At 72.2% G+C, this 14,100-nt stretch carries 14 protein-coding genes; 8 read left to right on the forward strand and 6 right to left on the reverse strand.

The window, feature by feature from the left end; translation table 11 throughout:
* Nucleotides 1-5 precede the first annotated feature (5 nt).
* A complete protein-coding gene (gene pgm / locus LL648_RS26170) occupies nt 6-1,634 on the forward strand; it encodes a phosphoglucomutase (alpha-D-glucose-1,6-bisphosphate-dependent) (RefSeq protein ID WP_232665383.1) in 1,629 nt (542 codons plus the stop codon).
* Nucleotides 1,631-2,242: a DUF6518 family protein gene (locus LL648_RS26175; RefSeq protein ID WP_232665384.1), complete on the forward strand. Its 612-nt coding sequence runs from the start codon at nt 1,631-1,633 to the stop codon at nt 2,240-2,242. Before pgm ends, LL648_RS26175 begins: the two co-directional genes overlap by 4 nt.
* 106 nt (nt 2,243-2,348) lie before the next feature.
* Here the strand turns inward: LL648_RS26175 and LL648_RS26180 are convergent, their stop codons facing one another.
* The 6 genes from LL648_RS26180 to LL648_RS26205 form a co-directional block, all read right to left on the reverse strand.
* Nucleotides 2,349-2,534, reverse strand: a complete 186-nt coding sequence (locus LL648_RS26180) for a hypothetical protein (protein ID WP_232665385.1) — start codon at nt 2,532-2,534, stop codon at nt 2,349-2,351.
* Between the two features lie 93 nt (nt 2,535-2,627).
* A complete protein-coding gene (locus tag LL648_RS26185; protein ID WP_232665386.1) occupies nt 2,628-4,316 on the reverse strand; it encodes a hypothetical protein in 1,689 nt (562 codons plus the stop codon).
* 52 nt (nt 4,317-4,368) lie between these two features.
* The gene (locus LL648_RS26190; RefSeq protein ID WP_232665387.1) at nt 4,369-5,403 is read right to left on the reverse strand and encodes a LacI family DNA-binding transcriptional regulator; all 1,035 of its coding nucleotides are present in this window, start codon (nt 5,401-5,403) and stop codon (nt 4,369-4,371) included.
* A 156-nt stretch (nt 5,404-5,559) separates the two neighbouring features.
* Nucleotides 5,560-6,717, reverse strand: coding sequence for an o-succinylbenzoate synthase (menC, locus tag LL648_RS26195; RefSeq protein WP_232665388.1), 1,158 nt, complete (start codon nt 6,715-6,717; stop codon nt 5,560-5,562).
* Nucleotides 6,714-7,361, reverse strand: coding sequence for a MurR/RpiR family transcriptional regulator (locus LL648_RS26200; RefSeq protein WP_232665389.1), 648 nt, complete (start codon nt 7,359-7,361; stop codon nt 6,714-6,716). The genes menC and LL648_RS26200 overlap by 4 nt, the downstream gene beginning before the upstream one ends.
* Nucleotides 7,358-8,104: a hypothetical protein gene (locus LL648_RS26205; protein WP_232665390.1), complete on the reverse strand. Its 747-nt coding sequence runs from the start codon at nt 8,102-8,104 to the stop codon at nt 7,358-7,360. Before LL648_RS26205 ends, LL648_RS26200 begins: the two co-directional genes overlap by 4 nt.
* Before the next feature lie 109 nt (nt 8,105-8,213).
* Here LL648_RS26205 and LL648_RS26210 point away from each other — a divergent pair, with 109 nt between their 5' ends.
* The 6 genes from LL648_RS26210 to LL648_RS26235 all read left to right on the forward strand — a co-directional run bounded on the left by LL648_RS26210 (nt 8,214) and on the right by LL648_RS26235 (nt 14,088).
* Complete coding sequence (locus tag LL648_RS26210; RefSeq protein WP_232665391.1) at nt 8,214-9,335, forward strand: M20/M25/M40 family metallo-hydrolase; 1,122 nt, start codon at nt 8,214-8,216, stop codon at nt 9,333-9,335.
* A gap of 178 nt (nt 9,336-9,513) precedes the next feature.
* Nucleotides 9,514-10,740: an amino acid ABC transporter substrate-binding protein gene (locus tag LL648_RS26215; protein WP_232665392.1), complete on the forward strand. Its 1,227-nt coding sequence runs from the start codon at nt 9,514-9,516 to the stop codon at nt 10,738-10,740.
* Nucleotides 10,737-11,621 (forward strand): branched-chain amino acid ABC transporter permease, encoded by an 885-nt coding sequence (locus LL648_RS26220; protein ID WP_232665393.1) that lies wholly within the window; start codon nt 10,737-10,739, stop codon nt 11,619-11,621. The genes LL648_RS26215 and LL648_RS26220 overlap by 4 nt, the downstream gene beginning before the upstream one ends.
* Complete coding sequence (locus tag LL648_RS26225) at nt 11,605-12,612, forward strand: branched-chain amino acid ABC transporter permease (protein ID WP_232665394.1); 1,008 nt, start codon at nt 11,605-11,607, stop codon at nt 12,610-12,612. The genes LL648_RS26220 and LL648_RS26225 overlap by 17 nt, the downstream gene beginning before the upstream one ends.
* Nucleotides 12,609-13,343: an ABC transporter ATP-binding protein gene (locus LL648_RS26230; RefSeq protein ID WP_232665395.1), complete on the forward strand. Its 735-nt coding sequence runs from the start codon at nt 12,609-12,611 to the stop codon at nt 13,341-13,343. Before LL648_RS26225 ends, LL648_RS26230 begins: the two co-directional genes overlap by 4 nt.
* A complete protein-coding gene (locus LL648_RS26235; protein ID WP_232665396.1) occupies nt 13,336-14,088 on the forward strand; it encodes an ABC transporter ATP-binding protein in 753 nt (250 codons plus the stop codon). The genes LL648_RS26230 and LL648_RS26235 overlap by 8 nt, the downstream gene beginning before the upstream one ends.
* The last annotated feature ends 12 nt before the right edge of the window (nt 14,089-14,100 follow it).

Genomic DNA, 14,100 nt, shown 5'->3' on the forward strand with positions numbered 1-14,100 from the left:
ACCCGATGCCGACCGACCCCCGCGCCGGTACTCCCGCCCAGCCCAGCGACCTCGTCGACATCGCGGGCCTGCTCTCCGCCTACCACGACCGCCACCCCGATCCGGACGTCCCCGGCGAGCGGGTGGCGTTCGGCACGTCGGGGCACCGCGGCTCCGCGCTGCGCTCGACCTTCAACGACGACCACATCGCCGCCACCAGCCAGGCCATCTGCGAGTACCGCGCCGCGCAAGGCACCGACGGGCCGCTGTTCATCGGGCGCGACACGCACGCGCTCTCCGAGCCGGCGTGGATGACGGCGATCGAGGTGTTCCGCGCGAACGACGTGCACGTGCTCGCCGATGGCGACGACGCGTTCACCCCGACGCCGGCGGTGTCGCACGCGATCCTGCAGCACAACCGGGGCCGGATCACGGGGTTGGCCGACGGTGTGGTGGTCACTCCCTCGCACAACCCGCCCGCCGACGGCGGCTTCAAGTACAACCCGCCCAACGGCGGCCCCGCCGACACCGACGCAACCGGGTGGATCGCCGCGCGCGCGAACGAGCTGCTCGCGGCGAAGCTCGACGGCGTGCGCAGGCGCTCCCTCGACCGCTCCGCGCTCGGCCGCTACGACTTCCTCGGCGAGTACGTCGCCGACCTGCCCTCGGTGGTCGACCTCGACGCCATCCGCGGCGCGGGCGTCCGGATCGGCGCCGACCCGCTGGGCGGGGCGAGCGTCGCGTATTGGGGGGCGATCGCCGAGCGGCACAACATCGACCTGACCGTCGTCAACCCGGCCGTCGACCCGCAGTTCGGGTTCATGACGCTCGACTGGGACGGCAAGATCCGGATGGACTGCTCCTCGCCGTACGCGATGGCGTCGCTCGTCGAGGCGCGCGACCGGTTCCCGATCTCCACGGGCAACGACGCCGACGCCGACCGGCACGGCATCGTCACCTCCGACGCCGGCCTGATGAACCCGAACCACTTCCTCGCCGTCGCGATCGGCTACCTCTACGCCCACCGCCCCCAATGGCCCGCGGGCGCCGGCATCGGCAAGACCGCCGTCAGCTCCTCGATGATCGACCGCGTGGCCGCTGATCTCGGTCGGACGCTGGTGGAGACGCCCGTCGGGTTCAAGTGGTTCGTCTCGGGGCTGCTGGACGGCTCGATCGGGTTCGGCGGTGAGGAGAGCGCGGGGGCGTCGTTCCTGCGCCGTGACGGCGGGCCGTGGAGCACCGACAAGGACGGGATCATCCTCGCGCTGCTGGCCTCGGAGATGCTGGCCGTGACGGGTGAGACGCCGTCGCAGCGCTACGCGGCGCTCACCGAGCGCTTCGGCGCGCCCGCCTACGCCCGGATCGACGTCGCGACGACCTCGGAGGCGAAGGCGAAGCTCGGGAAGCTCTCGGGATCGGACGTGAAGGCGGAGCAGCTCGCCGGCGAGGCGATCACCGCGCGGCTCACCGAGGCGCCGGGCAACGGCGCGCCGCTCGGCGGGCTGAAGGTCACCACGGAATCGGGCTGGTTCGCCGCCCGCCCGTCCGGCACCGAGGACGTCTACAAGATCTACGCCGAGAGCTTCCAGGGCCCCGAGCACCTCGCTCGGATCCAGGAAGAGGCGCAGGACGTCGTGACGGCCGCGCTGGCGTGACCCGCCGGACGGCGGTGTTCGCGGTCGTCGGCGCGCTGTCCGGAGCCTTCGGCGCTTACGCCCACCACAACGAGCTGCTGCGCCCGCTGGCGCACGTGCTCGGGCCGTGGTTGCTGGTCGCTGTGGTGGCGGCGGCCCGGCAGCCGGCCAGGCGCGCGATGGTGGACTGCGTGGTCAGCCTGCTGGCCGCCGTCGTGGCGTTCTACGTCGGCAAGGACCTGATCTACGGGATCAGGTATCCGGGCTCGCCGTTCGCGCTCAACCTCACGGTGTTGACCCTGTGGTGCGGTCTGGCGGTCGTGGGCGGGATCGCGTTGGGTCTGGCGTTCCACCGGATCGGTTCCACCGGCTGGCCGGGCGCCGCCGCGACGGCAGCGGCCGCCGGCCTGCTGATAGCCGACGGCGTGCGGGAGATCGGGCACCGCAACGAGTCGCCTGTGCTGCTGGTGTTCGCCGTGCTCGCCGTGCTGGCGGTCGGGCTGCTCGCCGCCCGCGGCGCCCGCCAGCTGGCCCTCACCGCGGTGCTGGTGCTCCCGATGACGCTGGTCGGCTACGTGATCGTCACCGCGCCGGACGTGCTGGAGGACATCGCGTTCCGCGTGTTGTAGGCCCGTACCCGCCGTGCCGGAGGTTCAGCAAAGCCACTTTCATGCAACCACATTGCATGAAAGTGGCTTTCCTGACCTCGCCACGACCCCGCGGCGGGGCGAGTGTCTACGTCCAGTCGGTCGACTGTGCGCCGTAGGCGATGTCGCCGTCGCTCGTGATGCGAACGCTGTCGGACGCCACGCTGAACTCGCGGTTCTCCGGCTCGGCAGCCGCGACGCCGCTGCCGGCCAGCAGGCCGAGCCCGAGGACGGCGGCGATCAGCGCGCCGCGCACTGCAGATCTTCCAGACATGGTCGTCCCCCGTGACGATGGATTCGGTAGCGGAGATTTCCGCATTGGAATCATGACACGAGGATGGGTAAGGCGCCAGACCAAAGGATCGATTCAGGGGCGGCGGGTGCGGGCGTCGCACTCGACCCTGGGCTGCGCGCCGGCGCCGACGGCTCGGTGGCCCGCCGTGGTCGACGGCCGCTCCCGGCGCTGGCGGGCGACCTCGCGGCCGGGTGCGCCGGTGCGGGCGAGCGCGAAGAGCGCAAGGCCGCGGTGAGCCGGGTCCTCGGCCCGCTGCAGGTAGCGCAGGATCTCCTGCGCGGCCACGCGTCGCGGGCGGGCCTCCACCCACATCGCAAGCTCGGCCTCGGCGACCTCCGGTCGCACCTTGCTCATGCGGACGCAGACGAACTCGATGTCCTCGTCGGCCAGCTCGCCGACGAGCGGAGCGTGAATGCCCAGCTCGGTCAGCATCTCCCGCACCGCCCAGATCCCGATCGGGGTGAGCGCGACGAGCGTCGGGTCGGGGTCGTCGCGCCCGGCCAGCTCGATCAGCTCGACGAGGTCCTCGCCGTCGAGGCTCTCCTCCAGGTGCACGGCGCCGAGCAGCTCCAGCGCGTCGAGCAGTGCGGTGACGTCGCGCCGCCATAGCCGGTGCTCGATGTCGCCGGCGAGGTCGTCGACGACGCAGCCCATCCGCTCGTTGACGGTGTCGCGGACGAGCCGGTGGAACTTCTCCACCGGCATCGGCTCGCCGCCGGCTGCGTACAGCTGCTGCAGCAGCATCGGGAACGCCTCGCCGAGGCTCATCCCGAACAGCGACGGCGCCCCGAAGACGTTGCTGCCGCCGAAGTGCTCCCCGATCCCGCCGACCGCCTCGAACGCACGCTGCCAGAGCTCTATCGGGCGGCTGAGCAGCGGGGCGGCGCTCTTGACCTGCACGAGCCTGCCGCGCACCACCCGCACGAGCCGGGCCTGGCGCGCCCAGTACATCAGCAGGCTGATCTCGGAGAGGTCGTCGCTGGTGCGGGCGCGTTCGCGGGAGAAGTGGTCGAGGTCGAGCGCGTCGGCGACGGCACGCGCGTCGGTCAGCAGGAGCTTGCCGTCGCGGTTGAGCGCCCGTCCCGCGCGCACCCAGCGGGTGAACGCACGCAGCCGGGCCAGCGCGACCGACGAGTCGGCGGCCGCGAGCATCCGCGCCGCGCTCGGCAGCAGCACGGGCGGCAGCTGCGCGCGCACCGGCTCCGGCGTGTCGGCGGCCTGCCGGCGGGTGATCTCGTCGAGCGCGACCCGGTCGATCTCCAGCTCGCCCGCGTTGACCTGCTCCAGGAACCGGGCCACTGCGGACGGGTCGGCGGTCGGCACGCCGTGGCGCAGCATCTGCACCGCCCAGAACGTGCCGAGGTCGTGGTTGCGCTCGTCGTCCAGCGCGTCGTGCAGCGCGGGGGTCGAGCCGGTGACCTGCGCGTGCAGCTCGGCGGGGGTCGCGGAGCGCGAGTCGAGCCAGTCGTTGTCGGCGAGGAACCCGATCAGGGCGTGCAGCGCGGCCGGGACGGCGTCGCGGTCGTCCTCCAGCAGCGCGACCGTGCGCGGGAACCAGACGGCCAGCGCGTCGGCGACGTGCGCGCGGGTCCAGTGCCCGAGCCGGCCGTCGACGCCGTGCTTGTGGTCGAGCGCCGCCGCCACCAGCGACGGTTCGACCTCCATGCCCCTGCGTCGCGCCCAGGCGACGATGTGCAACCGGAGCCGATCGCGGGCGTGCGCGTACCCCTCAAGGTCATCGGGGCCGAAGACGAGTCGCACTCGGCCCACTGTCTCAGCACCCCCGCCGACTTCGATCAGGGGGGTGGCCCGTTCACCGAGCGCGTACGGGGCCCGTGGAATCGCGAGCCATCAACTGGTGCCCGGTGCCTTTGCGGCGCCGCCTCGCGGACGCCGGTTTGAGCGCCATCGTGAGCGCCGCCGCGCCCATCTCGACCATCGGGAGCTTGACGGTGGTCAGGCTGGGCGCGAGGTCGGCGGCCACGGCGACGTCGTCGAAACCGGCCACCGAGATCTGCCCCGGCACGGCGACACCGTGCTTGCGCAGCACCGACAGCACGCCGATCGCCATGGCGTCGTTGAGCGCGATGATCGCGGTGAGGTCGGGGTGCTCGCGCAGCAGCTCCTCGGCTCCCGCGTGCCCGCCGTCGCGGGTGAACTCGGTGTGCAGCACGGGGATGTCGTCGAGCGAGAGGCCCTCGGCGTGCAGCGCGGCCTCGATCCCGGCGAGCCGGTCGGCCACCGTCGTGAGCAGCGGCGAGCCGGCGAGGATGCCGATCCTGCGATGCCCCAGGGAGAGCACGTGCGCGCCGATGACCTCGCCCGCAGGCTTGTTGTCGGGCAGCACGGCGTCGACGGAGAGGTGGTGCCGGCCGATCACCGCGACCCGCCCACCGGTCTCCTGGAACGCCGTCAGCACGCGGTCGGACTCCTCCTGCAACGCCGGGTCGGTGTAGCCGGAGCCGGCGATGACGATGGCGTCGGTGCGGTGCGCGATGAGTGTCCTGATCTGGTGCAGCTCGTTGCCCGGGTCGCGGCCGGAGTGGCAGATCTGCACCGTGAGTCCGCGTTCGGTGGCGACGCCGAGCACGCCGCTCGCGATCTCGGAGAAGTACGGGTCGCCGATCTCGTGGACGATCAGCCCGACGGTCGACGTCGCGCCGCCGGCCAGCGTGCGGGCGTGCACGTTGGCGACGTAACCGATCTGCAGCGCGACCTCGCGGACGTGCGCCGCGACGCTCTCGCTGACCCCTTCGCGGCCCGCGAGCGAGCGCGACGCAGTGGCGAGCGACACCCCGGCGCGTTCCGCGACGTCGGCGAGCCGCGGGGCGGATCGGGATTTCGCCATCCGGTGCCTCCTCGAGGTCGGGGCTGATCATAGGTCTGCGTAAGCGCTTACGAAAGCGCTTTCACACTCGTCGGGCGGTCGCGGACCACGATCGGGTCTGCGCCATCCTCCGGCAGCGTGGTCCCGCGACTACACACAGGGTGCACACGGCAGTACTCAGCGCTGTTCTCCGGGCTGTTCTCCGGGCTGCACTGAGAGCTGTGCCGTCCGGGTCGCCTGCGCGCGCACGAACTCCTCGTCGACGGCGTGCCCGAGCCCCGCGACGTCCCACGGCACGCGGACGGTCCCGCGGTCGGCGCGGATCGGCGGCAGCACGACGTCGCGGCTGTAGTACTTGTCCGAGCCGGAGACGTCGGACGGGAGCGTGAAGCCGGGCAGGCTGGAGAGCGCGACGTTCGCCGCGCGCCCGACGCCGAACTCGTGCATGCCGCCGCACCACACCGGGATGCCGTGCCGGCCCGCCAGATCGTGGGCCGCAACAGCGGGGGTGAGCCCGCCCATCCGCGACACCTTGATGTTCAGCACCCGGCACGCGCCGAGCGCGATCGCGGTCTCGAGGTCGGCCGGCTCGACGACGGACTCGTCGAGGCACACCGGCGTGTCGATCCCGGCCTGCAGCCGGGCGGCCGCGCGGAAATCCCTGGGCGCGAACGGCTGCTCGATCATCAGCAGCCCGGCGTCGTCGAGCGCGCGGAGCGGCGACCCGGGGTCGTCGGCCGCCTCGCCGGGGTAGGCGCCGTTGGCGTCGACGTGCAGCGCCAGCTCGGGGAACGCTGCGCGGACCCCACGGACCGGCTCGACGTCCCACCCGGGCGCGATCTTGAGTTTGACGCGTGGGTACCCGGCCTCGACGTGCCGGGCGACCTGCTCCAGCAGTGCGTCGACGGTCGGCTCGATGCTGAGGCTGACCCCGGCGACGACGGTCTCCCGCTCCCCGCCGAGCGCGGCGGCGAGCGGCTCGCCGCGCGCGCCCGTCCACAGCGTCCAGCAGGCCATGTCGACGCCGGCCTTCGCGAACTCGTTGCCACGCACCGCGGCCCACGCCGCTGCGGCGTCGCGGGGGTGCTCCCACTCGGCGCCCAGCAGGCGGGGGAGCAGGTGCTCGGTGGTGATCGACCAGCACGTCTCGACGGTCTCCGCGGCGAAGAACGGCCCCGACGGCGAGGCGATCTCGCCCCACCCGACGGCGCCGTCGCGGTCCTCGACGCGGACGAGCACGTGTTCGAGGAACGCCTTGCGGTGCGAGCTGGTGGTGAACTCGCGCACCAGCGGGAGGCGCACGAGGAACAGCTCGGCGCCGGTCACCTGCATCATCGGTCTCCGCTTTCCGGTTCGTAGACGGCCAGCCGCTCGGTGACGGCGTCGCGGCGGGCGAGCCTGCGCCGAGCGCCTTTCGCGCTGGCGGCGCAGAGCGTCGCGAGCGCGTGCACGACGGCGGCGACGGCGGTGGGGGAGTCGGCGTAGGAGGCGCTGTCGGTGCTGACCACGACGTTCTGCGCGGCGACCCGCGCCACGGAGCAGCCGGGGTCGTCGACGATCGCGACGACGGTGCCGCCCGCGGCGGCGAACTCCTCGGCCATGACGACGGTGGAGCGGGCGTAGCGGCGCAGCGAGAAGGCGATGAGGATGTCGTCGGGGCGCACGTCGCACAGCACGTCGACGGCGCGCACGACGGTCCCGTCGATCAGGGTGACGTTGGCGAGGCTCGCGGAGAGGTCGGTGGCCAGCAGCGAGGCGTAGGACCACGACTTGGATCCGCCGGTGACGAACCGGCGCTTCGCCGCGACCACGCGGCGGGCCACCGCTTCGAGCGAGCCGTCGGCCTGGACGCGCTCGAACGTCGCGGCGAGTGTCGCGGTCTCCTGTGCGACCACCCGCTGCAGCAGTGCGGCCGCTGTGGAGCGGCGCTGCAGGCGCGCGCCGAAGCGGTCGCCGGGGCTGTCGAGCGGCCGGGTCATCGTGGCCCGATCCGGTAGACGGCCGTGGTGGTGTCGACGCGGCGGCACGAGCGCAGCACCTCGCCGCGGCCGACGAGCCGTTCCAGGTGTGCGGCGACCCGGTCGCGCAGCTCCGGTGAGCGCGCCTCCGCCCAGCTCGCGGGCACGGCGAGCCAGTGCTCGCCGGCGTGCTCGACGCAGTCGCCCCACGCGAGGCCGTCGGGCGGGTCGGCAGGCAGCTCCGGATCGGCGGGCGCGTCCAGCGGCCACTCGACGATGATCCGGTCGGCCCGATCGGCATCAGAGCTGCTGTCGGCGAAGTCGGCGCTGGAAAAATCGGCGCCGAAGTAGGCCCGGTAGAAGCGGATGCCGGTGGCGCCGAGCACGTCGAGGTTGAAGTGCGCGTTGCGGGCTTCGAGCGGGTCGTACGCCCATCGCATGGTCGCGACGCCGGTGGCGCGCGCGACGTCGGCCTGCGCGTGCTTGAGCAGGCGCCCGACCCCGGTGCCCTGCAGGCCGCGCTCGACGACGGCCGCCTGCGAGTGGTGGTATACGACGCCCTCGTCGAGGCCGGTGAAGCCGTACGCGAACCCGACGAGCCGGTCGCCGTCGAAGGCGCCGACGGCGGAGCCGCCGTGCCGGGCGAGCGCGCAGAGCAGCTTGGGAGCCACGGCGGGATCGGTGGGGCCGAGCCCGAAAACGGAGCGGTAGAGCTCTGCGGCCGCGCGACGCTCCGCGGTGCGCTCGAGAGGGCGGGCTTCCACCGGCGACTCCTCCATAGAGGGACTGTGTCCATAGAAGGACTATCTCCGCGTTCCTACGGGCAGAACTGCAGGATGTCAATCTATCGATGCACGGATAAGGTGTGTATCCATGCAGACGGACTTCGTGAGCTCGGCCGCGGAACTGCTCGACGACGCCGTGGAACGGCTCCGGCGCTACGCGGAGCACGAGACCCCCAGCGGCGACGCCGCCGCGCTCGACGCGCTCGCAGCCCTGCTCGCCGAGCGCCACCGCGAGCTCGGGGCCGAGGTGGAGCGGGTCGCGCAGCCGACGGGCGACCACCTCGTCGCGCGGTGGGGCCCGCGCGACGAGCCGCACGTGCTGCTGGTCGGTCACCACGACACCGTCTGGGCGAAGGGCACGCTCGGGTCGATGCCCGTCGTGCTGGAGGACGGCGTGCTGCGCGGTCCGGGGGTCTTCGACATGAAGAGCGGGCTCGTCGTGGTCGAGATGGCGATGGAGGTGCTGCGCCGCTGCGGGACGGCGCTCGCGCGTCCGGTGCGGCTGGTCGTCGCGGCCGATGAGGAGGTGGGCAGCCCCACGGCGCGTGCGGTCGTCGAGGCCGAGATGGCGGGAGCGGTCGCCGTGCTGGGGCTGGAGTCGCCGCACCCCGACGGGCGGTTCAAGAGCGCGCGGTTCGGCAGCACCCGGCTGCGGATCGCCGTCACCGGCCGCGAGTCGCACGCCGCGCTCGACCCCGACGCCGGCATCTCGGCCATCGACGAGCTGGTCGACCAGCTCGTCGCCGTCCGCGGGATCGCCCGCGGCCCCGGTGTGCTCTGCAACGTCGGGACGATCAGCGGCGGCGGCCGGACCAACGTCGTCCCCGCCGCCGCCGAGGCTGCCGTCGGGCTGCGGTTCGTCGACGCCGCCGCGGAACGGCGGGTGCTGCCGCAGCTCACGGCGCTGCACCCGATCCGCGACGGCGCGGTGGTGGAGGTCGAGGTGGTGTCGAGCCGCCCGGTGTGGGACGTCGAGTCGGCGGAGTTGCTAGCGCGGGTCGCAGCGGCGGCCGCCGCGGTGGGCCAGGAGGTCGGTGCCGCGCCCGCGGCGGGCGGCGGCGACACCAACGCCCCCGGCGCGGCCGGCATCCCCACGCTCGACGGTCTCGGCCCGCGCGGTGCGGGCGCCCACGCCGCCCACGAGCACATCGTCGTCGCGTCGCTGGCGGACCGCGCGGCACTGCTGGCCAGCATCCTCGCAAGGCCCTGACGGGCCGGGGGGAGCGCGTTGACAACGACGTTCTGGTCGTTTGTGAGCGCTAACAACAGCTAAAACGTCGTTGTCGACGGTTGACCTCGGGGTGCTTGCGGTTGCGGCCTCCCGGCTCTAGGGTCGCGAAAGCGCTTACGAAAGCGCTTACGTCCGCCTCGGCTTGTGGAGCGCACCAATGAAGGTCAGCACCCTCCTCCGGTTCGGCGGCGCGGCCATGGCCGCCGCGCTCACCCTTACGGCCTGCGGCGGCGCCCAGCCCGGGGCATCGGGCGGCGGCGCGCCCACCGACCCGATCACCATCGGGGTCTCGCTGCCGCTGACGGGCGACTTCTCCGAGCCCGGCAAGGGCGTCCAGCGCGGCTACGAGGCGTGGGCGAAGGCCGTCAACGACAAGGGCGGGCTGCTCGGCAGGCAGGTCGAGCTGAAGATCCTCGACGACCAGTCCAACGCCGACCGCGTGGTCTCCGACTACGAGTCGCTCATCGAGCAGGACCAGGTCGACCTCGTCTTCGGCCCGTTCTCCACGCGGCTCGTCGTGCCGTCGGCGCGGGTGGCCAAGGAGTACGGGATGCTGTTCGTCGAGCCGGCCGGTGCCGCGGCGCAGGTGTTCGAGCAGGGCTTCGACAACCTCTTCTACGCCGCGCCCGCGATCGCGGACGACCACTACAACCACCTCGCCGAGACGATCATCGCGATGCCGCCGGACCAGCGGCCCAAGACCGCCGCGTACGCCGCGATGGACGACCCGTTCGCACAGGGCACGGCCTACGGGCTGAAGAAGAAGCTGGAAGCGGCCGGCATCCAGACGGTCGTCGACGAGGTCTACCCGCCCAACACCACCGACTTCGGCGGCATCGCGGCGAAGATCCGCGACTCCGGCGCCGAGATCATGGTCGGTGGCACCCAGTACCAGGACGCCGTGAACCTGATCGTCGCGCTGCAGCAGCTGAATTACCAGCCCAAGCTCGCGGCGTTCACCACGGCGCCGACCAACCCCGAGTTCCCCGCCGCGATCGGGTCGAAGACCGAGGGCATCCTCTCGCCGACCGGGTGGACGGCCGAGGCGAAGTTCCCGTCGAACGTCGAGTTCGTGAAGCTCTACACCGCGCAGTTCGGCTCGGCGCCGTCGGAGGACGAGGCGAACGCGTACACGACCGGTGAGGTCGTCGCGGCTGCGGTGACCGCCGTCGGGTGCGCCGCGCAGGGCGACTGCCAGCAGAAGCTGATCGGCTGGCTGCGCACCAACACCGTCGACACCGTCGTCGGCCCGCTCAGCTGGGACGCGCAGGGCCGCCCGCAGAGCGCGCACCTCATCCAGCAGTACGTCGACGGCAAGATCAAGATCGTGCTGCCGGCGGAGAGCAAGGAAGCGGAGTTCACCTTCCCGAAGGCCGCCTGGTGACGGGGACCCTGCTCTTCCAGAGCCTCGTGCTGGGCGTGCTGCTCGGCGGCCTGTACGCGCTGCTCGCCGCCGGCCTCACGCTGTACTTCGGGGTGATGCGGGTCGTGATGATCGCGCACTCCGCGTTCCTCGTGCTCGCCGCCTACCTGGCCTGGGACTTCAACCAGCGCACCGGGCTCGACCCGCTGGTCTCGCTCGTCGTGACGGTGCCGCTGTTCTTCCTCGCCGGGGTCGGCATGCAGCGGCTGCTGATCGCGCGGCTGCGGCCGGCGACCGTGACGATGATGTCGGTGCTGCTGACGTTCGCCGTCGCGCTGACCATCGAGGGGCTGCTCGGATTCGTCTACTCGGGCACGCAGCGGCGCATCCAGCTGCCCTACAGCGGCGCGAGCATCGACTTCTTCGGCGCCCGCATCGCGGTGGTGAAGCTGATCGCGTTCGGGCTCGCGGCGCTGGCGCTGCTGGGGCTGTTCCTGGTGCTGACCCGCACGCGGTTCGGGCAGGCGCTGCGCGCGACCATCCAGCACCCGCAGGCCGCGCAGCTGCTCGGCATCGACACCAACCGGATCGCCGGCTTCGGCTTCGGCCTGGGCCTGGCGACGGCCGCCATCGGCGGCACCGCGCTCGCGCTCGACTCGACGATCTTCCCGTCGCTGCACTGGCACTGGATCGGGCCGTTGATGGCGATCATCGTGGTCGGCGGCCTGGGCAGCGTGCCGGGTGCGGCGATCGCGGCGATGCTGCTGGGCATCATGCAGAGCCTGCTGCAGCTGCCGATGGGCACGACGTGGGCGCAGACGGTGTTCTACCTCGCGCTCTTCGCGACGCTCATGATCCGCCCGCAGGGGTTCTTCGGAGGTCGCCTTGCGCAGCGCTTCTAGGTGGGTAGCGCTGGCCGTCGGCGTCGCGCTGGTGCTGGCGTTCCCGCTGGTCAGCCCGAACGCCTACATCCTTTCGGCGGCCGTGGTGATCCTGCACTACGCGGTGCTCTCCACCTCGTGGAACGTCGTAGGCGGCTTCACCGGCTACATCTCGCTCGGCCACGCCGCCTACTTCGGCCTCGGTGCGTACGGCACGGCGTTGCTGATCACCCGGGCCGGGGTGCCGAGCTTCCTCGCGCTCGGGCTGGCCGGGCTCGTCGTCGCGGTGCTGGCGGTGCCGATCGGCATCGCCGCGCTGCGGGTGCGCGGCGCGTCGTTCGTGATCGTCTCGATCGCGCTGGTCCTGATCCTGCTGCTGGTGTTCCAGAGCTGGCGCGAGGTCACCGGTGGCTCGGACGGGCTGGTCGTGCCCCGGCCGTTCCCCGAGCTGCTGCGCCCGCAGCACCACCTCGTGTTCTTCTACCTGTTCGCCGCGCTGCTCGCACTGGTGCTGCTGGCCTGGTGGACGATCGACCGCTCCCGCTTCGGCATGGGCCTCAAGGCGATCAGGGAGGACGAGGACAAGGCGCAGGCGCTCGGGGTGCCGACGTTCGCCTACAAGCTGGCGGCGTTCGTGCTCTCCGCGACGTTCACCGCGCTCGGCGGTGGCATGTACGCGCTGTGGTTCGGCGACCTCGACCCGGTGTTCCAGTTCTCCATCCTGATCGGCTCCTACATGGTGCTGATGGCGCTGCTCGGCGGCGTGCGGCACCTGTTCGGGCCGGTGCTGGGCGCGCTGGTCGTCGGGGTGGCGCTGGAGTTCTTCAAGCAGCAGTACGGCGACACCCAGTTCCACCTCGTAGCGACCGGGCTGCTGCTCGGTGTCGTCGTGCTGTTCATGCCCGACGGCGTGATCCCCGCGGTGCGCGGCCTGCTCGCCCGCCGCGGCCCGCAGCAGAGCTCCATCCGCGAGGTCAGCGCCGCCGAGCTGCAGAAGGAGCGTGTGCCGTGACCGCCGGACTGGAGACCAGGGAGCTCACGAAGGCCTTCGGCGGCGTGGTCGCGGTCGACCACGCGACGGTGTCGTTCCGCCACGGCAAGGTCAACGCACTGATCGGGCCGAACGGCTCGGGCAAGACGACGTTCTTCAACTGCGTCACGGGCATGATCCGCCCCGACTCGGGAACGGCGAGCTACCGCGGCAAGGACATCACCCGCACCGCGCCGCACCGGGTCGCTGCCGCCGGGATCGGGCGCAGCTTCCAGCTCTGCCGGATCTTCCCGCGGATGACGGTGATGGAGAACCTGCTCGCCGCCGTCCGCCCGCAGGGGATCGGCGCGCTCCTGCGCCGGTCCGGCGGCGCCGCCGACGTCGAGCGGGCCCGCGGCTGGCTGCACCGCGTCGGGATCGATCACCTGGAGGCGGCCGAGGCCCGCGACCTGTCCTACGGCCAGCAGAAGCTGCTGGAGCTGGCAGGGGTGCTGATGGCGGAACCCGAGACGATCATGCTGGACGAGCCGGCGGGCGGGGTGAACCCGGCGCTGATCGACCGGATCGCCGCGCTCGTGCGCGAGCTGAACGCGGAAGGCCGCACGTTCATCGTGGTCGAGCACAACATGGAGCTGGTGATGAGCCTGTCCGACCACGTCGTCGTGTTCGACCGGGGCCGGCCGATCGCGGAGGGTCCGCCGGCCGACGTCCAGTCGGATCCAGCGGTGCTGGAGGCGTATCTCGGTGTCTGAACCCCTGCTGGAACTGAAGGACATCGAGGCCGGTTACGGTCGCGCCGCTCTGGTGCTGCGCGGCCTGTCCGTCGCCGTGCACGCAGGCACGGTCGTCTGCCTCGTCGGCCCCAACGGTGCTGGCAAGTCCACGGTGCTCAAGGTGGCGAGCGGGCTGCTCGCACCGCGCTCGGGCACGATCCACGTCGATGGCGTCGACGTGACCGGCCGCGGGCCGCAGCAGATGCTCGCCGCCGGCCTCGCGCACGTCCTGCAGGGCCACAGCGTGTTCCGCGAGATGACGGTGGCGGAGAACGTCGGGCTCGGCGCGTACACGATCGCCGACAAGGCCGCCGTCGCCGAGCGCGTCGCGTTCGTCCAGGAGCTGTTCCCCGTCGTCAAGGAGCGGTGGAAGTCGCTCGCGGGGCTGCTGTCGGGCGGCCAGCAGAAGCAGGTGGAGTTCGCCCGCTCGCTGATGGTCGACCCCAAGGTCCTGCTGCTCGACGAGCCCTCGATGGGGCTCGACCCGAAGACCACCACCACCGTGTTCGAGCAGGTGGTGCGCATGCGCGAGGCCGGCATCGCGATCCTGCTCGTCGAGCAGAACGCGCGCCGCGCGCTCGAGACCGCCGACGTCGGGTGCGTGCTCGACCTCGGCCGCGTCCACATCAGCGGGCCGGCGCCGCAGCTGCTCGCCGACCCGAGGCTCGCCGAGCTGTACCTCGGCGGCCGCCCGGCAGTCCCCGTTTCTCCAGAAAGCAGGTAGATCGTGCGAATC

This window comes from Pseudonocardia sp. TRM90224, from assembly GCF_021245725.1.
In the GTDB taxonomy this organism is placed as follows: Bacteria; Actinomycetota; Actinomycetes; order Mycobacteriales; family Pseudonocardiaceae; genus Pseudonocardia.